The organism is Flammeovirga sp. OC4, assembly GCF_000812565.1.
Lineage (GTDB): Bacteria > Bacteroidota > Bacteroidia > Cytophagales > Flammeovirgaceae > Flammeovirga.
This window is the reverse complement of sequence record NZ_JTAM01000026.1, coordinates 1-24,253: the sequence shown is the minus strand read 5'-3', so window position 1 is coordinate 24,253 and position 24,253 is coordinate 1. Positions and strand designations below refer to the sequence as shown.

The 24,253-nt window shown below is 33.7% G+C and carries 12 protein-coding genes; 10 read left to right on the top strand and 2 right to left on the bottom strand.

Going from position 1 to position 24,253, the window contains the following annotated elements:
• From PL77_RS32020 to PL77_RS15730, 7 genes are all read left to right on the top strand, one after another.
• A partial coding sequence (locus tag PL77_RS32020) for a hypothetical protein (RefSeq protein WP_044207283.1) occupies nucleotides 1-432 on the top strand: 432 nt, incomplete at its 5' end.
• Between the two features lie 4 nt (nucleotides 433-436).
• Entirely contained in the window at nucleotides 437-1,204 is a 768-nt protein-coding gene (locus PL77_RS15755) for a hypothetical protein (protein WP_044207281.1), read from the top strand.
• A 2-nt stretch (nucleotides 1,205-1,206) separates the two neighbouring features.
• Nucleotides 1,207-6,138 (top strand): hypothetical protein, encoded by a 4,932-nt coding sequence (locus tag PL77_RS15750; protein ID WP_156152395.1) that lies wholly within the window; start codon nucleotides 1,207-1,209, stop codon nucleotides 6,136-6,138.
• Nucleotides 6,139-6,141: 3 nt separating this feature from the next.
• The gene (locus tag PL77_RS15745; protein WP_044207276.1) at nucleotides 6,142-10,197 is read left to right on the top strand and encodes a hypothetical protein; all 4,056 of its coding nucleotides are present in this window, start codon (nucleotides 6,142-6,144) and stop codon (nucleotides 10,195-10,197) included.
• 2 nt (nucleotides 10,198-10,199) lie between these two features.
• Nucleotides 10,200-12,500: a hypothetical protein gene (locus PL77_RS15740; RefSeq protein WP_044207273.1), complete on the top strand. Its 2,301-nt coding sequence runs from the start codon at nucleotides 10,200-10,202 to the stop codon at nucleotides 12,498-12,500.
• A gap of 38 nt (nucleotides 12,501-12,538) precedes the next feature.
• Entirely contained in the window at nucleotides 12,539-19,672 is a 7,134-nt protein-coding gene (locus PL77_RS15735; protein WP_156152394.1) for an RHS repeat domain-containing protein, read from the top strand.
• A gap of 80 nt (nucleotides 19,673-19,752) precedes the next feature.
• Entirely contained in the window at nucleotides 19,753-20,358 is a 606-nt protein-coding gene (locus PL77_RS15730) for a tetratricopeptide repeat protein (RefSeq protein WP_156152393.1), read from the top strand.
• Between the two features lie 544 nt (nucleotides 20,359-20,902).
• Here the strand turns inward: PL77_RS15730 and PL77_RS15725 are convergent.
• Complete coding sequence (locus tag PL77_RS15725; protein WP_371199227.1) at nucleotides 20,903-21,127, bottom strand: hypothetical protein; 225 nt, start codon at nucleotides 21,125-21,127, stop codon at nucleotides 20,903-20,905.
• Nucleotides 21,117-21,323 (bottom strand): hypothetical protein, encoded by a 207-nt coding sequence (locus tag PL77_RS15720; RefSeq protein ID WP_044207264.1) that lies wholly within the window; start codon nucleotides 21,321-21,323, stop codon nucleotides 21,117-21,119. The genes PL77_RS15725 and PL77_RS15720 overlap by 11 nt, the downstream gene beginning before the upstream one ends.
• A gap of 305 nt (nucleotides 21,324-21,628) precedes the next feature.
• On the opposite strand from PL77_RS15720, the gene PL77_RS15715 reads away from it, so the two are divergent.
• The 3 genes from PL77_RS15715 to PL77_RS15705 form a co-directional block, all read left to right on the top strand.
• Nucleotides 21,629-22,906: an RHS repeat domain-containing protein gene (locus PL77_RS15715; protein WP_044207262.1), complete on the top strand. Its 1,278-nt coding sequence runs from the start codon at nucleotides 21,629-21,631 to the stop codon at nucleotides 22,904-22,906.
• A 2-nt stretch (nucleotides 22,907-22,908) separates the two neighbouring features.
• Nucleotides 22,909-23,406, top strand: coding sequence for a hypothetical protein (locus PL77_RS15710; protein WP_156152392.1), 498 nt, complete (start codon nucleotides 22,909-22,911; stop codon nucleotides 23,404-23,406).
• Nucleotides 23,407-23,614: 208 nt separating this feature from the next.
• A partial coding sequence (locus tag PL77_RS15705; protein ID WP_044207258.1) for an Rpn family recombination-promoting nuclease/putative transposase occupies nucleotides 23,615-24,253 on the top strand: 639 nt, incomplete at its 3' end.

Sequence of the window (24,253 nt, the reverse complement as noted above, 5' to 3'; positions counted from 1 at the left end):
GCAGTCCGTTTTGATGGGGTAACTATATATGATTCATTGGACTTTAGTGTAGAGCCTACAGTTGGGGTAAAGTTTCTTAAATCTTTTTCGGTGGAGACAGGCGTTGCACTTAATGTTAAGATGAATCGAGTGTCAGAGAAATTAGTTTTGAAGGTAGCATCAAAAAGTACTTTAAAATACAATATTCCTAAATTAAAGTACTTTTATGTTGTAGTTGATTACTACATTATGGAAAATACAATAGAGCGAACTATGGAACAAACAAATTATAATAAATATGAAGACATACTATTAATTGGGCCAGCTATAAAAATACCAATACTTGGTGTTTTCAATCTTGATTTTGCAATGAAATACAATGTTTTTGAGAAGAAAAATGATTTTTCAATCGATGAAACATGGAATTTCAATCTAGGATTTTCAATTTTTTAGACCTATGAGAAAATACATTCTATTACTACTTTTTTGTATCATACATAGCGGTGTCTATTCTCAAATAAGACCTGCTGAAAATATATACTATATCCGTTTAGAACCCAATGAAATAATCTCTTATTATGAACCCGTGATGGATTCAATATTAGTAAATTATATTGAACGATACCGCTTAGGTAATGAGAAGATAAATGTTGATTTTTTTACAACTATGAATGAAAAAGTTGGAAGTGATTCGATTAATCTGTCTGAAGGGGAAAATAATATAAAATTATTTCTGAAAAAGTATGATTTTTTGGAACGAGGGAATAATTATAGATTAAAGATTAAAGAAAAATATGGTCAGATTTGTACTTTAAACTTTATTTACGCTTCTCTTCCATTACCATTGGACCCAACTACTTCTTTAGAAGAGATTTCTTTAGATTGTGAAGAAAACCAGAAATCATTTTTTAAGTTAGAAACGGATGTTAAAGGAGGAGTCCCTCCTTATGAGATTACCTATATTATTTCCGAAGATATAGAACAAGAAAACCTGTTATTTGAACCCTATCATAAGAAAAATCGAACTAAATTCAAGGACATAGACTTATTGGTAGATGCTCAAAAAGGTTTTTACATTAAAGCAATTGTAATTGATAATTGTATGGAAGTACATGAGGAAATGCTTTTTACAAATTGTACGGAGACAACCAAAGTGAAAATTAATGTCAACTTAAATCCATTAAACGGATTACCTACGAATAAAACTCTTCAACAACAAGATTAAAAATGATAAACATACTTCGAAAGCGTAAAATACAGCGAATCATTGCCATATTTTTATTATTTAATTTTATACAAACATTATTTATTCCACTGCAAACATTGGCATTGACTACAGGGCCTAACCAACCCGAAATACAAAATTTTACAGCGGCCTCTACTAATGATATGGTAGATCTGTTTAGTGGAAACTTTAATTATAATATACCTTTATTTGAACTTCCTGGGCCTAATGGTGGCTATCCATTTAACTTAGCTTATTCAGCAGGTGTAAGTATGGATCAGGAAGCTAGTTGGGTAGGTTTAGGTTGGACGCTGAATCCTGGAGCAATTAACAGACAAGTAAGAGGGATACCAGATGATTTTAAAGGAGATGAAATTACTCAGCAGACTTCAATAAAAGCAGATAGGACAATAGGTTTAACTGCCGGTGGAGGTTTGGAAGGGTTTGGTTTTCCACTAGTAGGAGGTTCATTAGGGATGTATTATAACTCTTACCGAGGATTAGGGTATAATGTAGGAATGGATATACTTACAGAACTTGGAAATACGGGATTTGGTGTTGGTACATCTGTATCTGTTGACACACAATCTGGTGTCACGTTGACACCAAATGCTGGTTATATGCAAAAAATTGGTGATATACAATTTAATCTAAATGCGGGCTTTAGTTTCAATTCTTTAAAGGGTGGATCTGATTTACAATTATCAATTACAAGCGAAGATCTCTCAGAAGAAAAAACAAATGATGAAGGTAAAAAGGATAAGGATGTTAGATATATCACGGGTACATCAAGTGCTTCAGTTAGTTTTGCAAATTCCTCATTTACCCCATCGATCACATCTCCTTCTTCAACAACAGGAGTTTATTTCGATGTAAAAACAGGAAAAAGTTTTGTTGGCTTGTTTGGCAATGCAAAATATACAGGGTATTATACTGAAACTATTTTTGATGACTCTCCCTTCAAGGTAAAAGCATATGGAACTTATTATGATGCTGAAGTGAAGAAAATATTAGATAATGATACTAAGGATGATGAGGTTATATCTTCGGTAAGACCATTGTTACTTCAAGATTTCAATAGAGAAAAGGATCAAATGCTCACAAAAGATATGACTAATTTATCAAGTCCTCAGTTGACATTTGATATTTATAGTGTTTCAGGACAGGGGATTAGAGGTACTTTTCGACCGAAATTAAACTATATACCTTTCTTAGGAGATCAGTTTAAAGATTCGGATTACAAGTTGGGAAAAGCAGGTCTAGATATAGGTTTGAAGAAATTTGGTGTAAGTGGGACAGCAGTAATTTCGAATTCTGAATCACGTAGATGGGTTGAAAAAGAATTGGAGTTTCAAAGGAATGGAATTATTGATCGAAAAGCAAAGTTTAAAATGTTTGGAGAGTCTCACATATTTAACTCAGATAATTTTCCTAAAGAAAGTGATAATACTGAGTTAGCTTATACTGAAGTTGCTAATTATAATACTAATTCTGAACAAGGTTTAGAGAGGTTTCATAAAGAAGAACAAGTTTTAAATCAATTAAGTGCTACTAATTCTAATACCTCCATAATCCCAATTGAAAACAAATATTTAAAAGATAATGAAAACCTACTCCCAGAGTTGAAAACCATGGTGGATGGTGTAGAGTTTAAAAGACAAAATGAAACAATTTACAAAGACCATCACATTGGAGCATTTATAACAACAAATCAGTCGGGTGTTAGATATATATATGGATTACCGGTTTATAACAAGACAAAAGAAGAATATACACTGAGTGTTGCAGGTAAAAAGATAAATGATATCAATTCATCGATTGTTAATGTTGAAAGCCAAAGTGGAAAAGTAAGTAATACAGATCAGTACAAAAGAGTCATCTCTACGCCCGCTTATACTTACGCTCATTTATTGACAGGGATCGTTGGTCCAGATTATGTTGATTTAAAAGGGGATGGTATTACCGAAGATGATTTAGGTTATTGGGTGAAATTTAGCTATAAAAAGCATGCAGATAATTTTAAATGGAGAGCCCCTTATGTAGGAATGAATTACTCTCCGGGTAGTCTAAGTAATTTTGCAGACGATAAAGGTTCTTTCATGTACGGGACAAAAGAAATCTATTATCTTGATCAAGTGGAAACGGCTACACATATTGCGAAATTTTCAATATCAAAACGAAAAGATGCCTATAGTGCTTATGGATGTTTTGAAACATCAGGTAGTAGGGATCATCAGATGAAATTAGATAAAATTTCATTATTCACAAGACAGGAAGGAATTGATGGTATTCCGCTAAAAACAATGCATTTTACGTATAAAGGTGATGGAAAACAATATTCACTTTGTAAGGGGGTTCCAAACAATTATGAATCAACAAATGAGAAAGAAGCAGATAACCAATCTGGAAAATTGACACTGTATTCATTACATTATACCTATGGCAATTCAAATAAAGGGACTTTAAACCCTTATAGGTTTGAATATAATGAAGGTGAAGAAAATGAATATAATACAGAACATCAGGATAGATGGGGAACTTATCGAAAATTAAGAAATAAATTAAAGTCTATATTTTTTCCTTATACTGAACAAGAGTTTCCTGATGAATTAGCAGAAAATGCTTCGTTGTGGAATTTATCTCGAATTACACTACCCTCTGGAGCAGTGCTCAACATACAATATGAATCAGATGATTATGCGTATGTACAAGATAAAGAAGCAATGGTGATGACTTCTTTAAAGTTCTTTGACGAATCACAAAAAAGTCAACCAATAGGAGATGAAGATACTCAAACAGCTTTCACTTTTGATGTGCCGGAATGGGTAAAATCATCATCAGATGTTCAAAAGTTTTTTGATTTTGATGCAAACGGTTTAGCACAGGTCGCATTTAATGTACGACTAAATGCAAATTGGACACGTACAAAGCAAAATGATTTTATGGGATATGCTTACCTAAGAAAAAAAGATGTATCTTTTGTCAACGGTAAACCTAAAATCGTTTTTAAAAGAATTGCTGCCACAGAAACATTTAATGGTTATCATCCATTTTGTATGGCTGCTTGGCAATACATTCAGAAATCAGAACCTACCCTTTTGGCTATTAATAATTTTTTAGACAATAATACTAGTATTGGTTCAACACTCATAAACCATCTTACAGTCATACCCCAACTCGCAAATCAATTAATAGACTTCTTAAAAGGCTTCTACAGTGCATGTTATTATAAGCGTATAGGTCGCTACTTAGACGATAATCATTCATTTATTCGTATTATTTCCTATAAAGAAAAGGATAAAAAGCCAGCTCTTATTAAATATGGTGGTGGACATCGAGTCGCTCAGTTAACAATGTATGATGGGTGGAATGATGAAGAAGTACAATATGGCCAAGTATATAATTATCGAAAAGAGGTAAATGGGGTTTTAGAAAGTACAGGAGTGGCAGCTTATGAACCATTGATTGGTGGTGAAGAAATACCACAGCGAAGAGCGATACACACGGAAAGAAGGATCGCAATGAGAAACAGTGAATATTCACATTTTGAATTACCTGTAAATGAAAATTTATTCCCCTCTGCTTCAGTGGGATATAGTAGTGTAGAGGTCTATGATATTGCTTCTGCAAAGGCAACGGGAATACCCTCCCTTTTAAAAAATGTAAAATCAAACTCTTCTGGGGTAATTTCTCTTTTAAATAGTTTCTCCAGCTTTAATAGAAGTAAAAAAGGTAAATCAGTACATCGATTTTATACAGCAAAAGATTTCCCTGTCAAAACATTTGAGACAACTCTGCACCCATATCACGATAATCCCAAAGATTTTCTATTTGTCTACATCGAAACGAAAGAAATGTTTGAAGGTAATCAAGGCTACAGTATTGAGCTTAATGATATGCATGGCAAACAAAAGGAAGTAGCTTTTTATGATCAAAATGCAGATGGTACTATTCAAGATGAAGCAACCACATATGTAAAGTATTATTATGGTGAAGATCTTGAGGTCAAGGAATTAGATAATAAAGTTCAGACCATAGATTTTATCAACAATGTACCAACTGTTAAAAACAGGGATATGGGAATAAAGATAGATGCTTTTATTGACACTAGATATTATTATTCGGAGCAAACTTCTACTGGTTTGAACTTTAATGTTGACTTGATTATGGCATTATTTACAATTCCTGTTCCAATGGTAGTTCCAAATATATTGAAAAATATAGAATCAACTAAAACCTTTGTTTCAAATAAAGTGGTACACCGTAATGGAATTTTAAGAAAAATAGAAACATATAATGAGGGCAGAACATCAATTCAAGAAAATCTCTATTGGGATGAATATACGGGTGATGTTTTGGTAACTAAGAACTCTACCCAATACTATAATGATGAAGATGCATCCCAAAACGATAATATCAATTTTGTATATAATGTAAAAACTCCTGCCTATCAAATATATCCACGAATGGGAAAAGCGTCAGTCAATGAAGATCTCACATTTGAAGGTACATTAGTCAAGTTTGAAAAGAGAACTGCAACAATAAATGAAGATAAAGGGGCAGTTAATATTGACCCTAACCAAAACATCTTTGTAATGGAGATCAAAGACGAATTAAAAGGGAAGTTAATAAAAGGGGATGAGTTTATATTATTGACAAGTGATGGAGCTCCTAAAAAACTGGTTTATATAGGCGATACAAATAGAGCAAACTCAGGTAATGGTGTAAAAGGATATCACGGCTTTGAGGTATTAAATGTCACGGATATAGATCTCGAAAATGGTTTTAAGGGGAACTTTAAAATTGTCCGCTCCGGAAATAGAAACCTACAGAAAGTTACACTTCAAGAAATGGCTCTATTGCAAGATCCCCAACATTATGATCCGAGCTCTAAAAATAGTGAGAGAAATTTTGTGTCACCTAGTTTTGAATAAAAAATGAATAGAATATTATTGGTATTGATATTAAATCTATATTATTTCAACGGTTTTTGTGAAGAAGTAGATGTTGAGGTTCATATTTATTCAGGACCAGATGTTAAGGCAGTGGAAGGACAGACAAAGCTTTATTCTGTAGAGTTTACAGCCCCAGGAAATTGTAACACAGTTGAACTTATAAATTCGCGATGGTTGATAGATGGAATTGTAGTAACGGGGCAATCAGGAAAATATTTGACAGTTACATGGAAACCTGAAGATGCAGGTGAAAATCATGTGATAACATTTGAATTGATAGACGCTGTTTTGAAAAATTGTGATGGAGGGGCATCATTTATTAATTCCACTAAAGCATCAGTAACAGAATATGTATATTGTAGTGGTCCTGATACTGAATCATTGAAGTTTTCCTATCCGGTGAGTAACAATAAAAACATTGGTTTTGTGTGTGAACTTGATTTAGGGAATCGTTTTGAAGTCGATCAAGGTGAAGATTTTGTAACACAGCATGAATTTCTACTTTATAACAATATAACATCAGCATTAATTACAGATGAATCGATAGCAGAATGGAACAGAACTGACCTGAGTGAATTTATAATAAGACAACCAGGTGAGTATAAGCTAGTTCACAACTATAAATTTGATTGTAATGGTAATGAAAGTGAGAAATCAGCTGGTGATATAATTTTTACAGCATATAAATTAGACCCTGACGCTGAAGAAACAAAACCGGGTGATTACTTTCTTAATGAACAACTAACAAAGTTAGAAGACAATAACAATCAGATAGCGTGTACAACACCTAACTCAGGTGGTAGTATTGTTTATTCTTTTGACTACAGTAAGAAGTATAAACCCAAAGACACAAAATATCTTGATAAAGAAAATTTTATACTTTACAGGTACGGTGAAAATGAATATGAGCCTGTCAATTCTTCTACAGCTGTATATGATAGTTTTGACCTGTCTGATTTTAGAATATTTAAGGGGGGTAGTTACCTCTTAAAGCATCAATTTTTTTATTGCGATGAACAAATATCAGGTGAAAGGTCTTATGAATTTAATGTTTTTCATACACCAGAACCAAGACCTTCCAATGAATGTGATATTTGTGATGAAAGTGAAAATGATTATTGTACTACTGCTCAAAGTGGGTATTCACTACATCCAAGAGATAATTTTCAGTCAGTAGCCTTGAGGTACAATACAGAGTGTGATGCAGAGTTAAAAGATTTCCCATCTTACAAGGACAGTAGGAAAAACTTTCTTAAAGTTTTCTATGGGAATAAAATTCAATTACACATTAAATCCGGTGATCTTATTTCTGATGAAAAGTATATTTTAAAGCCACTTTCTGACCCAAGTAAATCGATAGAAGTCAAGAATGGTTTATTAGAATTTAAAGGAGATTTTTTTAAAAATGGAGGTATTTTTAAGTTAACAGCATCCTCTACGATCGAACCTGATGGGATTTTTGAAATCGGAAGTGGAACTCGAACATTTGAAGTTTTTATTTGTCTTGAATCTCTTGAGCCCCCAAGGTTTATAAAAAAAGATCCTCTTGTTTTGTGTCAAGAGGCACCACTAAAAGATCATCTCTTATACTCATATGGAGAGGGTTCGGGGCCACATTATGGTATTAACTATTATCGTTGGGATTATGATCCAAGTCTGATAGATCAAATAGATGAAAATAAGAATTCTGATTATCAAGATCCAATAAAATTATCCGATGCAGATATTATTTCAGCGAATGATTACTTAGGAGAAAGTTGGATTGAAATTAGATCTAAATACGAAGATATTGAAAGTGATAAAAGAGTAACAGTAAAAAAAATCACATCGTACCCATCAAAACCTATTCCTTTTAGTAATAATGGAGGTGAGGCTGAAGTGAAAAATATTTTTGAAGTGGAAGGAGGAAACGATTATACTTATTATATCAGTGATTTCATAAAAAAGGACTTTTTGAATGAGGACGATAATCGTAAAATTGACTACAAAGGTAGGTTGTCATTTGTAGATATTACTGATACAAAAGAAAATTTGGAAGAACGTATTACATATATAGACAATGAAAATGATAATTTTCAGATTACAAGTAAAATCACTAAAAAAGAATTTCTAGTCTATAGGTCCATCGAATATTATCAATACAAGGTAAATAAGGAGACTAATAAAATTGAGAAAGTAGCAGAAACTTCTATTTTGAGATCAGATCCCTTAAGAATAATATTTGTGGGTAAGCCAATCATACATCAAAGTGTAATATGCCCATATAAGTATAAGTTTGTAAACAAATATTTCACCTCCATACAAGGAGTAGACATTACCTATCATTGGGAAACGGAAACTGAATCAGGTGATGATGTTGTAAAAGGGAATCAGAAAAACCCAAGTAATAATGAGACTTTTATTTTTGACTATGCAGAAGATGCTGATGGATCTAATAAGAGATATGATGTTACTTTAAAGATAGACTATCAAATAGTGGAAGGTCATTCCAATCCTAACTACAATTTTGATTATGAGTTAAAAACTGATGGTTGCTTTAATGAAGCAGTTGAGATTATGACAAGCTTTAAAAGCGGAGGCACTTCTACTAATTTTTCCGCTCCAGCAGATTTTAAATTTAATATTGAGGAGGAAACGGTTGCAAATACATACCTATACAAAAACGGTTTATCTACTTCTTCAATGAGTTTCTCTGATGCTTGGGTTATGGATGGCTTACACGGTGATGAGTTGACCCAATTACATAATATGTCTCCTTGGCTTGGAGGAAAAGCCGGAGTATGGAGAATGGACAAGTCTTTTGCTTATACAGCCACAAGGGCGATAAACTTTGATATTAGAAAACAAGGGCTTATGCCTGTAGAAGGGATGACTTGGGAGGCAAATGCGGAATTAAAACCCACAAATGAAGAGGGATGGATTAAGACAAATACATTGACCAAGTACAACAAAAGAGGAGAAACTCTAGAAGAAAAAGACGCTTTGGATATACATGGTACAGCGTTGTATATGCACAATGGATATTTTGTAAAAGCAGTAGGAGCTAATGCAAGACAGGAGGAACTCTTTTTTACTAGTTTTGAAGAAGGTGAAAAAGATCAATTCTTTTCAAATTATTTTACCTATAGAATACCAGTGGTAGCAGGAAAGGGACTAATAGCAGTGGTAGGTGAACACCAAGAAAACCTTAAAGATTTCTTAAGGTACGATAGATCTATTGTGATGGTAAAAGGAGTAGAATATAGGAATAATAAGCCTTCACTATTTACCCATAAAGCCTTAGTGAGTTGTGAATTTGATTATCTATTTACCCCTGAGAATAATATAGATTTTGAGAAAGAAGGAGGTAAAGAAGAGAATGATAAATGGCGTTATACTCTTTTAGGGTTAGATGGCTTCGGAATGGAAGAACTTCAAGATTGGAAAGGAGAAATCATTGCCTATAAAATGGATGAGGAAGGTAAAATTGAAATCCATAAAAATGATTTAGTAAGCAAAATTAACAATAGTAATTCTCATACGGGTATGCATGCTTTAGAATTAGGTGCCACTACTGATGTCTTATTAAAACAATTGGATTTAAAAAAAGGTAAAAAGTATGTTATTTCGGCATGGATCAAAATCCATGATGGAGCAGATGCCCCAGAACAACAAGCAATAGCTACGCTTAGCGACTATTTTGAGATTGAAGTGGAGGGAGAAACACTCCAACCTGAAGGCCCAATTGTAGAAGGTTGGCAGAGAATTCAAGGAGTATTTACTTATCAGCAAACGTTACTTTTTCAAGGTTTAACATTAAGTTTCTCTCCGAATGGTAAAACAGTTTATCTAGACGATTTACGAATCTACCCAGCTGCAGGAACGATGAAAACTTTTTATTATCACCCCGCTAACTTCAGATTGATGTCGACATCAGATGACAACAACTTTGCGACCTATTACAGTTATGATGAGGAAGGTAATTTACAATTACTTCGCAAAGAAACAACAAGAGGGGTTATGACAATTCAAGAGGTTCAATCTAAAATTTCTCAATAAAGATGAATAAACAAAAAATTCTTACTTTAATCTTTTTATTAGTTGGACTGTCACTTACTTCCGTAGCGCAGGTCACTCCATTTAAGGCGCCTCCTTCAGGTGAAGGTGAAATCATAGAATGTGATCCTGTTATTATTGAGGGGAATAGTCATAATTATATTGGTGAAACTGTTAAATACACCGCTTATAATTTCTGTAAAGAGATTGTTGCTGACCCGTGGAAAGTAACAGGAGGTAGTAAAATTCCTAAAGAAACAGGTCCATTTATGACTTCTATATGTTGGGAGAATGAAAATGGGGAAGTATCTTATGAAAGTCTTGTTGTTCTTCCTACACGAGCATATTATTCAAAAAGTTATGGCGGTAAGCCTATTGTTAATTCAATTTACTCTCTATCATTTCTTACAGTTACAACAAGTGTTACTAATCCATGTGACCAGACACATAGGTTTTCCATAAGTAACGTAGGAGAACATGATGACCTACCCAATGATACAAAACTTGTATGGTACAAAGTGGCAAGTAATGATACTATTAGTGTTTTGGGAGATGTTTTTATTGATGATTCTACAGAGGATGATAGAGATCCATTTACCGTTCCTAACAATTTCATAGATTATTTCACCGATTCAACTGATTTAAGTGGTACTTATGGTATTTGTCTTCAAAATAAATCAACAGAATATAAAGTACTATTAGGTGCAAAAACCTTTACCTTTACAAGACCTGAACCTCCAAGTAGATCCGAAATAGAAGGGATAGAACCTAATTATGAAATTATTGGTAATCAAGAATCAATTACTATTCAAGCCCAAGTTAATAATATGGAGAGTTATGCAGTTTTTGTGCCTTCATGGAATAATGATACGCCAATATATGCATCAGAAAGTAATGTAATTGATTACACAATATCTAGAGAAACAATTCCATGTGATGGAAACCGCGGTTTTAGAATTGTTGCATATAATGCAGATGGTTGTCAAATAGGATATAAAGAATTTGTTGTAAGACATGTAAATAAAGAACCAGAAATAACAGGAATTAACTCAAGTTATGAGTTTGATGAATATGCCTTTCCTTATAATTTACAACCCACCATTACAGATCATAATTCTGTAATTGGTTGGTATTTAATTCTTACTGATGGTGACTTGATTGACGATTCATTACATCCTGATAATCAACGTGATGAAATGTATAGATTTAGTAGTGGAGTCAATTGTACTCTAAATTCAGATTTAATTACATCCTTTGGAGAGTATGAATTGAGGTTTTATTATACTAAAAATTGTACTGATGGTTTCTTTTTCAAGACAGTTAATATCATATATGACAAATTCATTGACTATGGGGTATTTCATATTCGAGGAGAAGAAAATCCACCTCTATTCGAGGGTATTTGGAAATATAAAAATAGTACATTTACAGATGATAATATAGAGTCTGTTTTAAATGAGGATGGCTTATATGAATGTACTCTAGACGATGAGATAAGGCATATCTATATGTGGACACCTCAGCCTGATGATCTTTTTGAAGTAGTGACAAATCAAGGATGTACGGCAGGTTATTTTAAAGGACTCAAAGAGGTCGCTTCGGATAATATTACCTTTTCAAGGTTCCCAGATGGTAATCCTATTAAGGTCAATGTGAAAGATCTCAGTCAGGAGAATTACCAATTAGATTTAGGGAATGGAGTCCCTCCATTGACGCAGTCGGGAAATATAGTATTGGAAGGCACCAAAAAAGGAGATGCTTATACTTACTCTTCCGACCTAACAATAGTACTGGACTTGCCTGAATTAAATACTAATCCAAGTCAGATTTATAGAAAAAGTATGAGTTATACCTATATCCCTACAGGATTGAGATTGGATTGGGAAAGTAACTTAAACGAAATGCCAATGATTAAAGATGTCATTTGGTTAGAAAAAGAGAGTTACCCCTATAAAAAGATAAAGTCTAAAATTACAGAATCATCTTTCAATGCTGCGGTAAAAGATATAGTTGAAAATAATGAAGAGTATGAAGTTCTTGAAAAAGAAAAGAATATTACGGTACAAAACTATTCCCATTTCATCTCTTTTGTAGATGAAGGAATTTATATCTGCAGATTTCAAGAGAAAAAATCATCGGAGTGGGGAAGAGAAGAAGCACCCTATCTTACGTTGTGGTTTACGATTGAGAAAGTAAATAATGGGATTCATATTTTGGGAGTAAGCGAGGAATTACGAAATCCAACTCCAGCTACCGAGGAGCATTCATTTCCTTTTGATTATCAAATCAGTTCTACTTTTCAATAATGAACAGACTTAATTCAAAGAACTAAACGACATTTACAGTGATAAAGCAGACACAGTTAATTCTAATACTACTTTTTGGTCTCACCCTACCTCTTCTAGGGCAAGAAGTACATCTCGATATTTCAGATGCTGAATTGGAACATCTCACAAAAGATAATTACTTTGAATCAGCGAATAAAAACCTCTTTTCTGATGCAATTGACGTCAATAATGAAGGTTTAAGTAAAGGCGATATTTATCCGATTTGGGTGGATTGTTGTACGGATAAATCGGAGAGCTATATTCTTAGTCTTTCATTATCCTATCATGATAATGATCACTCCTCTATTTTACTAGATTTGGAGTCTAAGCCTACATTAACGCTAAAATTATCACTTTTAGACAATAGTGGAAGTGTATTAGAATCGGATATCAAATTAGAGATAGGGGGTGATAATGCCAATAATGTACACACTTGGTTATTTAAAGCCTATAAAGTCAACAAAGAACAACATCCCGATTACAGGATAAGAATAGACGATGTAACGCAGAGTAATTCATTTCCTCAAGGGCATAAAGTCACCTTACAAATCAACCGCTACAAATACAAAGGTTTAGAACAAAGTATTGAGAATGATGAGAAATCAGAGGTTCCTACTGATATCTCTGAATGGTACACTAGTTCCGCTGTAGCAGGGTTGCAAAGTACGGAAGAAGGGGAAAATATAAGCCTCACATGGGCGTCTAAAAATGGGGCTTTGACTTATGATTTAGAATGGATTTTTGTAGAAGAAGCTTCAGGTGTCAAAGAAGGAGAATTGTCTTTGTATGATAAAATCAGTTCAAAAAGTGATCCCCTTAAATTTTCAGATGCACTAAAAGAGAAAGACCCTGCAAGAGTACGTATTAAGGACAGTAATTATCTTTTGGGAACTCAATTTCCTAAAGGTATTGTATTGATGAGGGTGAGAGCAAATACAGCTCACGTTATCAATATTGATCATATAGTATACGGCAAATGGGTCTATATCTCAGAGAGGGTAGATACTTTTTCAGCGGGGTATAATTGGCAAAAGGTAACTTCTTTTGCTGAAGATGGAAAGCACAAAACGGTTATTAATTACATGGATAAATCTTTGAAACAAAGACAATCTGTGGTTAATTATACCACCAATTTTAACAATAATGCGACTTTAGTAAGTGAACAGTTTTATGACCTTCAAGGTAGACCCACAATACAATTATTACCTGTTCCTTCTAGTAATCATCAGCTTGAATATCAACAAAATGCCAATTTCTTTGTTGGAGGAAATAACACTTCTATTGATCACTTGAAATGGATTGAAGGAAGACTTGATAAAGAACAAGAATATTTAGGGCCTTCAGGTGGATTAGCAAGTAATTATTATTCTGATAAGTTGATTAATAGTGAGCAAGCTGGAGGTGTTGATAATGAAATCATTCAAAATATTCCTGATGCCAAAGGTTATGTTTACTCTAGTACAGAATATTCTCAGGATCAGTTTGGAAGAGTAACCAGAAGTATTGGTGTTGGAGAAGAGAAAACTTCGACTCAGAAACTTTACGGTCAGGTCTATGAAGAAGAACTAAAACGACTTTTTGGAAACTTTGTAGGGCCTGTGGGTAATTACAGAAAGGAAACATCCTTGGACCCCAATGGCCAAGTTTCTACCTCGTATTTTGATCAATATGATCGGGTGATTGCAACTTCATTAGGAATTAATGCTCCTTCATCGATGGATAATCTTCCCCTGAAACCTCAGGAAAAAAATGTGAAGTACATTAATGAAATCACTACTTACAACTTAAAGACAGGCAAATTTGATGATAGAGGTGTAAAAGTTAGCAAAAATAAAATTGATATCACCAGTAAGGGACAGGCCATTACTTTTGATTACCATACAGAATTGCAAACGTTTAGCAATTTTTTAAATGAGAATGAATGTGCGAGTTGTCAATATACCATTGAGATAGAGGTTAGAAACTCCTACGGTACAAAGATCTCTTTGGTAAAAGAAGGTGGTGAACAACTAAGCGAATGGTTGTATAACAATGAACCCCAAACAGGGTGCAATATCAATGTTGTTCAACAGCAGCTAAAAACAATCTCTAATCTACCTATAGATACCTATACGGTTACAAAAAAACTACATGTTGATAAGGAGAGTATAGAGAATGTAATTTATGATAATTATACTGCTAATAATAGTGTCTTTTACAATAGCATAAAAAAGGAATTAGAAGATTTTTATGAGGAGGCTAAAAATGCAGAGGTAGAACAGTGTTTGAATACAATTTTTGTTGACAACCTTGAAGATAGAGTAAAGGAAGTAAAGGTAGACGAACAAAACCCCGAATTTCCATCCTTTGCTTATTTGTATGAAGCCGATAATCCTACCAAAGATAATGGAGCGAAAGAGAATGCCAGTGATATGGTCCAGACATTGTTTGACAATGAATACACACCTGATGATATCGATATCCACAAGCAAGAAATAAGGACATGGAAAAAAGAAAAAATAGTTTCTTTTAAATATGATATGGCTCTTAATTTGGTAATAAGTCAGTTAAATGATTATACAGAATTAGAGAAAATAAAGGAGTTGATTGACAAGATGTCGTTCACCGAAAAGGATGAGATTATTCAAGAGTATATTGATGCCATTGTGAATCATGATACTTATATAAAAGATGAATTGTCACAAACAATAGACCTTGAAACCTACTATAGAAGCCAATTATTAAAAAGTGAAAATAGTAAAGAGCTAAAAGATAATATCTTTTTTGAGGACATCTTTGCAATGCTTGTCACTGAATATACATTACAAAAAAGAATTCATCTTTTTAACGCTTGTAAAAACGATATCAGTGCTAATTTTGAAAACTCGGAGGAAGAGAAATACAAGCATGGGTTCAATGAAGAAGATTTCAAAAAGTTCTTTATTGAGGAGATAGGACCTTATGAAGAAGAAAACCGTCATAAATCGGAAGAAGATTGGAAAGAAGAGTATTATGATCCAGATTTGGATGCGAATGGCGAACCTATTGAGGCTAATTTATTTGGAATACCAACCACTAATGAGGACGGAAGAATTCAAGGGATTACGCTTCAACTAGAAAGTTTGGTATCAGCCTGTAAAGACGATCAATTATTTACCTTTTCTGAAGGAGATGCAGAAAAAGTCAGTATAGGATTAATGAACTTTTTTCAAGACCATTACTCTACAGAAAACCCTTATCTAGATCAGTTTACAGCCGGAGAGAACGTCAATGTGGAGTTGGTAGAAGCATTATCAACTTATTTTGAAAACATCAACTTTGACGAACCAAAAATCAAAGAATGTTTGTTCCCAACAGATGCTCAAGGTAATTTGGATAAAGACAAAACGGTCTTTAAAGAATTTGTTTCAATGGTGGAAACAAAAGTCAAAACCCGTGATTATTGGGTTTACCCTTTAAACTTTGTCAGTGGTGAAGAAGCAGATCAGCCTTATCTGTATTTAAAAAATACTGAAAAGATAGCGTTAACAGATTTTCGCTTTGAATTTAGGTTTGAGCCAGACATGCAAGAAACCTCAGGCAATCGTTTACTTTTTAGTAACCTGGACACTTACCCCGAAAATGGTTTAGAACTACAGCTTCTCAACGAAGGAGGTAATCATAAATATCTATTGGTGAGATTTTCGGAAGTGAGAGGTTATAGAGTACCACTCAATGATTTGGAAGGAAGTTGTGGTGCAGCCAACTATATCTCAATCAACCGAAAGGGTAATCAATTGATCGTCTATCAGAACCTTGATGTAGAAAACGCATTTACCTGTACTGTTGAAGAAACGACCAATCATTTTGATAACTTATTTATCGGTGGTGGACCTAGAGTAAAAAGTTTTGACGCCAAGCCTTATAAAGGTAAACTTTCTGACATATCTATTGGTAATAAAGCACTATTTTTCACTTCTGCCAATTTTACTAAAAACGAAAAATTATTTTTTGAATATTACAAGAGAAGAGTCGAAAACTATGAAGGGATAGAAGTAACGGATCCTACACTATTGGCATTTTGGCCTTTTAATAATCAACAAATAGGTACTGTAGTAGGGAGAATAGGTTCTACACAAGTGAGAATTATGAACTTGCAGGAGGGGGACCAACTGGAAAGTTTATTTACTGATAAGTACAGCTGTACATTCCCTTATCGATATTATGAGTACATCAATTCTGAACAACATATTTTAGGAGACCCTGAGATTAAAGATTGGTTGGACGAAGCTTTAAGTAACGAGGCTCAACAAAGAAAATGTACCGAAGAGGTGGAACGTTTCTATCGAGAGTTGATTGAAAGAGAGACCCAAATCAAGGTAGAAAGGATTCTTAAAGAACAAATAGAAATTGCTTACCAAAAGTGTAAATCCAAACTCAATGAGTCGTTAAAGGCAACGTACGCTATTGGAGAACAACATTATACGCTCTATTACTACGATCTGGCGGGTAACCTTGCCATGACTGTACCACCTGAAGGGGTGAAGTATTATACCTCAGGAAACTTGGACGATGTGCACCATACCATGGTCACTCAGTATGCTTACAACTCCTTAAATCAGTTGGTATGGCAGACTACTCCAGATGCTGGTAAAACGGAGTTCTTTTACGACCGATTGGGCCGTTTGCGTTTTTCTCAAAATGCCAAGCAGAAAGATGAAAATGCCTACTCTTATTCCAAATATGATGGATTGGGCAGAGTGATTGAGGCAGGGGAATTGTCATCTACTTCAGTACCTACTTTTTCACAAATTAATACTTTAGATTTTCCATCTGAAGAGGTAAACCTTTCTCAACGTGTAATAACGCACTATGATGACACAGTAGGACTTCCAACAGATATCCGAAACGCCATCAAACTAGATGAAGAGTACAAAGGACTGTATTACCAAAACCGAGTGGCATGGGTAGAAAGTGAAAGTGATGTATTGACAGATGGAAAAGCCATAACGGTGTATGATTATGATCCGCACGGCAATGTAAATCTTCTTTATCAGCACATACCGGAAGATACTGAGGTCGTTAGAAAAATCAGTTACCGATATGATCTGCTGAGTGGTAATGTCAATAAAGTTTACTTTGAGAAAGGGAAAAGCAATCAGTTTATTCATCTTTATAAATACGATGGGGATAACCGCTTGACAGAGGTAGCCACTTCTACCAATGATATTGATTGGAAAGAAGAAGCCTATTATGTGTATTATCCTCATGGGCCTTTGGCAAGGGTAGTGCTGGGAGAAAAAGCCCTCCAATCTGTAGATTACTATTATACCTTAGAAGGATGGATCAAAGGGGTGAATATTGGTAGCCAAGAACAGTTCAATGATGTGTTTGCGTATGCTTTGGGGTATCATGAAAACGATTACCAAGGGATAGGAAGTACAATTCACGAAGACTTTAATAAAAGCATCAGTAATGGTCTTTACAATGGTAATATCGCTCAGATGACGACCAAACTGCCTTCGGATCAGACAGCCCGACCGCAATCGTTTACTAGTCATACGTTGAATTATAAATACGATCAGCTCAATAGAATACGAACTGCGAGTAATGCTTCAGGAACTGTAGGAACCTACACCTATGATGGTAATGGTAACCTACAAACCCTTACAAGAGCAAATACTACAGGTGGGGCATTACATCAATTAACGTATAACTATAATACTACCAATAAAAACCGCCTGGAATTTGTCGATAACTCAGTCAGTGGCTCTTCTTTTAAAGACCAAGCTCCCAACAACTATACCTATGATAAGATCGGTAATTTAATTCACGATGTTTCAGAAGGTACAACCATCGCTTGGAACATTCAAGGGAAGGTAGACGAAACAAGTTATACAGGCACTAATGTAAAATACCGCTACGATGCGAGTGGTAACCGAATCGCAAAAATTGTTACTGGAGGAAATAATTCAAGTAAAACCTTGTATATTCGTGATGCCAGTGGCAACACAATGGGTATCATTCGCAATGATCAACTTTCTGAAATCCCTATCTACGGTAGTTCCCGCTTAGGGCAGTACCAAGCCAATAATGGGCAGGAAGACCTCTTTGCAATCCGCAGTGGGCAACGCCGATATGAATTCAGTAATCACCTCGGTAATGTCTTAGTGACCCTCAATGATGCTGGCAACGTTCTTTCTTATAGTGATTACTACCCCTTTGGCCTTACCATGGAAGACCGAAGCTGGAGTGGTGTAGCAGGTGGAAAAAAGTACCGTTATGGGTTTAATGGTAAAGAAAACGATACGGATTTAAGCAGTTCTCAACTGATTCAGGACTATGGCTTTAGGGTGTATAATCCAGTGATTGGGAAGTTCTTGAGTGTGGATCCTCTTACTAAATCTTATCCTTGGTATACGCCTTATCAGTTTGCGGGGAATAAGCCAATTAAATTTATTGATTTAGATGGTTTAGAAGAAGCTTATTTAGATGTTAGTACGGGTTTAGTTATACCGTCTAGTGATTTTCATCAACATACACCTCCACCAGATGCACTATTTTTATCAGGACTATCTCCAGAACAAATAAAGAGGGAAGGAGAAGAGATGAATACTCTTCTAAGTTTTGTTCCTGGTATAGACATAGGAATTGATGGGTATAATGCTGTTGACGAATTTAATAAAGGTGAATATGTTCAAGCAGGTTTAAGTGCTTTTTCACTTATTCCTTTTGCAGATCTTGCTACAAAACCTATAAAATTAGTTTTAAAGAACTCAGATACTATTGCTAAATTATCTGATTCTGCAATCCTAAGAATTTACAAGCAAATGGAAAAGATTTCTATGAATAAATCTGATGTGATTAGGGATCAATTAGGAAATAGTTTAATTTCAGAGTTAGAAGGTAAAGGAATAATTAGTAAAGGAGAAATTATCTATAAAGATAATTCATTTTTGATTAAAGGTGTTTATGAGAATGAGTTAATTAAAGGTGGTAGTGGAAGTAAAACGCCAACTTTTAGAGCTAAATTTGAAGCTTTTGTTATCGAAAATTATGACTCTATAGTTGAATTTACCTCTGAAGTTATGGGAGCTGCGGGAGCACCTGCTTCTCCTGAAACTGAAATAAATAAAACAAAGGTTGGTAGAATAGGCCAAGCTGTTAATATAATTAAAGATATTTTTCAGTAGTGGAAAAAATAATATTCAAGATTATAAACATTCCAAGATATTTTAAGTATTACAATTGTATTAATAATGCTATTGATGCTATGAATAATAAGGAATATAAGAAAATGATTAATTACAGTAATAATGCCATAGAATTATTACCAATAATCAAGCTTTACAACAATGATAAACTTATATCACGTTCCTTTTTTTACAAAGGTACTGGTCATATGTATTTAGGCGAACAAGAATTAGCTATAGTTAATTTAGAGATAAGTTATAAAAAAGATAATTCAAATTTTGATACATGTAATTTTTTAGGTTTTTTATTAATGGATATTGATAATGCAAAATCATTATTTTATCTCAAAAAATCTATAGAAATAGAAGCAAATAACTTCAGAGCATATTATCAATTAGGTCTTTTACAATCATCATCAAAAAATTATGATGAGGCAATAATCAATCTCAAAAAATCTATTAACTTAAATAAAGAACATATGGCATCTTATTATAAGTTAGGAATTGTTTATTTTTTACAAAATGATTTAGATAACGCTAAAAAGTGTATTTCAAAACTTGTGGATAAATATGGATTTCAATTGTATAAAATTATTCAACAAAAAGATTTTTTAGAGAAGAAAAATGTATTGGGTAATAAAAAACCAGAGTTTATAAAATGGGTTAAATATGAATTTTTTAAATAAATTACCTGTTTGTTCGTAATGTTAAGCGCTCCGATTATCTCAAGTATATCCCCCACTGTTCTCAGTATTAAGCCGTAGGCGTTACTTAGAACTGTCCAATTGTATAAGTTTCTAACTTATCACTACAAAACACCAACCCCTACAAGACCAAAACACTTGTGGGGGGTTCTTATCCCCAAATACAAATCAAAAAATCACTATATTTACCCCATAAACGAACAACAGTTATGTGTACTCCACATTATATCGATCCATTATCAAATATCGGTTTTAAGAAAATATTTGGAGAAGAGACCAATAAAGATATTCTCATTGATTTCCCACTGTTCTCAGTATTAAGCCGTAGGCGTTACTTAGAACTGTCCACTTGTATAAGTTTCTAACTTATCACAACAAAACATAAACCCCCACAAGTCAAAACACTTGTGGGGGTTTATGTTTATTCAGGAATATATTCCAATAATTCCCTTAGTTCCTTATCGGAGATATTTTCTTTACTAGATTTATCATAAATGGAAAGGAGGTAAACAGAAGTTTCGGCAACCTAAACATAGGTGATTACTCTTGAACCACCTGACTTGCCTTTTCCTTTGGAAGAAATAGCCATTCTGATTTTATAGCAATTGTTTCCTAAAGAGGTTCCATATTCAGGGTCTACTTCAAGTTTTTCAATGAGTTTAGCAAAATCCTCCTTTATGGAAGGATATTTTTTAGCTAATTTTTTTAATTCCTTTTTGAAATTAGGAATAACCGCAACATTATAACTCATCCAATAAATCTTTAGCAGAAGTAGCTTTCAATTTACCTTCTTTCACAAGCTTCATTTCTTCGACAGCCTGTTTTACACTTTTCAACACTTCAGCCTTGTAAGGCGTTAATGTTTCCGTTTTTACGTATTTGAAATTATCAAGAAGTTCCATGATAAATGCAGCTTTGCTGTCTTTGATGTCTAATAAAACTTTCATAATAATATTACATTTTTAAAACTTATACAAGACTTACTTATATTCAAATATACAGAATAAAAAAGTGATTAAGAAGTACATCAATTTTACTTTATTCACTGTTATGAATGATATAGTTCTGAGGTTAGATTTTAATATCACCCCCACTGTTCTAAGTATTAAGCCGTAAGGCGTTACTTAGAACTACCCAATGGAATAAGTTTATAACTTATCACAACAAAATAAACCAATTTATCCTGATATATGTTGGCTTGTTTCATCTTACAATTTGCTTTTAATATATTCGTGATGCCAGTGGCAACACAATGGGTATCATCCGCAATGAACAACTTTCAGAAATCCCCATCTACGGTAGTTCCCGCTTAGGGCAGAACCAAGCGAATGAGAAGGAAGACCTCTTTGCAATCCGCAGTGGGCAGCGCCGATATGAATTCAGTAATCACCTTGGTAATGTTTTAGTGCCCCTCAATGATGCTGGTAACGTTCTTTCTTATAGTGATTACTACCCCTTTGGCCTTACCATGGAAGACCGGAGCTGGGGTGGTGTAGAAGGTGGAAAAAAGTACAGATATGGATTTAACGGTAAAGAAAACGATACAGATTTAAGTAGTTCTCAGCTGATTCAGGATTATGGCTTTAGGGTGTATAATCCAGTGATTGGGAAGTTTTTGAGTGTGGATCCGTTGACGAGGAGTTATCCTTGGAATAGTACTTATGCTTTTGCAGAAAGTAGACCAATTGATGGGGTTGATTTAGATGGTGCAGAATTTTTATTTACACCAGATGGAAAATATATAGGGAAATATGGGGATGAGACAACAATTGGTATAGTAAGGAATGATATGGCAAAAAAATATTCTTATGATGCTAAGACAATAGGAGAAGTAAACGAGCAACTTACTAGTTTAGGTCTAAATATAATTTTTATTCCTGAAAATCATGAAAAGATTAAAAAGACATTTAATTCAAAAACAATTGGTACAGGATATCAAGAATTTATTCGAATAGGACAAGCATTAATACCTGTAGAGAAAGCTTCAGGAAGGGAGTATATTAAATATGGAATAAATGAAGGTACCGGGGAATCATACATAGAATCAAAAATACTTAGAAAATGGAATTATAAAGGGGGAGACTATATTCCTAGTACAATTGATAATGTAGATGAAGATAATTCAGAAATTATAACTACAATTACTTATCAAGGTCGAACAAGTAGTGATTTAGAGTCTCCAATAAATAAAGTAATTCCATCTCTAATAAGTTTACTAGAAAAATCTATTGAATTGGCAAATGAAGGTGGGATGTGTATTAATTCAATTGAGATTAGTTGTACAACAAATGGTGATCATAGCATCTCAGTAGGAACTCCAAATTGGTGGTTTGCATCAAGTTCTCATTATGAAAAGAATGGAGCAAGAGCAGCAGATATTACTAGAATAAATGGTTTACATCATAGCAAAGACGCTAAAAATGGTTACAAAGTGTTTAAAGAATTTAGAAAATATGTGAAAGAAGCCGGAGGTAATACATACGGATTATTTAAAAAACATTCACATTTACACATCAACTCAAAAAAATAATCATGAAAATAATTATTATAATACTTTTTTTTATTTGTTTCTATTCCACTCCAAATAAAATGAGTGATACCTTTCATATAAAAGTAGAAAAAAGATATTTTTCAAATAATTTAATAAAAGATACTTTTGAATTAAAAGTCAAAGGCAATAGCTTGGAGACAGCAAAAGTATACTTTAAAATTTTTTCTAATGATGGTTTTTTACTTTACAGTAATGAAACTTATTTAGATAATATAATAAGATTATATGATACTCAAGAATACACAAAAGAGGAGATTTTAAATCAGTTTTTTGAAGACTTTTTTGAAGGTTTTATAAAACCTCCAATTGAAAATAATTATGTCTATAATGAGGATTATTCACAATGTAGTAGAGAAACCTGGGATGATATTCGTTTAAATAATAAAGGTTTGATTGGTTTTTGTTATGCTTTTGGGAATTCAAATATTTGTATTGTGTATTATAATAATCAGGTTATTATTTATGAAAGTTGTTGTTGATTTAATTGTATGTAATGTTAAGCGTTACCCCCCCCCACACACACTGTTCTAAGTAGTAGGCGTTACTTAGAACTGTCCAATTGTATAAGTTTCTAACTTATCACTACAAAACACCAACCCCTACAAGACCAAAACACTTGTGTGGGTTTCTTATCCCCAAATTCAAACCAAAATTTCACTATATTTACCCCATAAACGAACAACAGTTATGTGCACTTCACGTTATATCAATCCATTTACGGATTTCGGATTTAAGAAAATATTTGGAGAAGAAGCCAATAAAGATATTCTCATTGATTTTTTGAACTCGGTATTACCTGCTGAAGATCAGATCTATGATCTGACGTATAAACCCACGGAACACTTACCCAAAAATAATACAGACCGTAAAGCCATTTATGATTTATATTGTGAAAACGATCAAGGCGAAAAGTTTATCGTGGAGTTACAACGTGCAGAACAAACACACTTTAAGGATCGGACGATCTATTATTCAAGCTTCCCGATTCAAGAACAAGCAGAAAGAGGCAAAGGGTGGGATTATGAATTAAAAGCAGTTTATGTGATCTCCATCATGGATTTTATTTTTGATGAAAAAGATGAAGATTTCCATCATATCGTACAGCTTAAGAATCAAAAAAATAAGGTCTTTTATGATAAACTGAAATTTGTGTATTTAGAATTACCAAAATTCAGAAAGCAGGAGAAAGACTTGAAAACCAACTTTGACAAATGGCTTTACCTTTTAAATAATATCACCACTTTTGAGCAAATGCCTTCCGTTTTAAAGGAGCATATTTTTAGAAAAGTGCTGAAATTGGCAGAGTATACAGCCCTCCCAAAAGCC

What these genes read in the sequence shown, in the direction of transcription:
- PL77_RS15745 (WP_044207276.1), top strand. Translation starts at nt 6,142, where the DNA reads ATGAATAGAATATTATTGGTATTGATATTAAATCTATATTATTTCAAC.
- PL77_RS15755 (WP_044207281.1), top strand. Translation starts at nt 437, where the DNA reads ATGAGAAAATACATTCTATTACTACTTTTTTGTATCATACATAGCGGT.
- PL77_RS15720 (WP_044207264.1), bottom strand. Translation starts at nt 21,323, where the DNA reads ATGAAAGTTTTATTAGACATCAAAGACAGCAAAGCTGCATTTATCATG.
- PL77_RS15750 (WP_156152395.1), top strand. Translation starts at nt 1,207, where the DNA reads ATGATAAACATACTTCGAAAGCGTAAAATACAGCGAATCATTGCCATA.
- PL77_RS15715 (WP_044207262.1), top strand. Translation starts at nt 21,629, where the DNA reads ATGGGTATCATCCGCAATGAACAACTTTCAGAAATCCCCATCTACGGT.
- PL77_RS15730 (WP_156152393.1), top strand. Translation starts at nt 19,753, where the DNA reads ATGAATAATAAGGAATATAAGAAAATGATTAATTACAGTAATAATGCC.
- PL77_RS15725 (WP_371199227.1), bottom strand. Translation starts at nt 21,127, where the DNA reads ATGAGTTATAATGTTGCGGTTATTCCTAATTTCAAAAAGGAATTAAAA.
- PL77_RS15740 (WP_044207273.1), top strand. Translation starts at nt 10,200, where the DNA reads ATGAATAAACAAAAAATTCTTACTTTAATCTTTTTATTAGTTGGACTG.
- PL77_RS15710 (WP_156152392.1), top strand. Translation starts at nt 22,909, where the DNA reads ATGAAAATAATTATTATAATACTTTTTTTTATTTGTTTCTATTCCACT.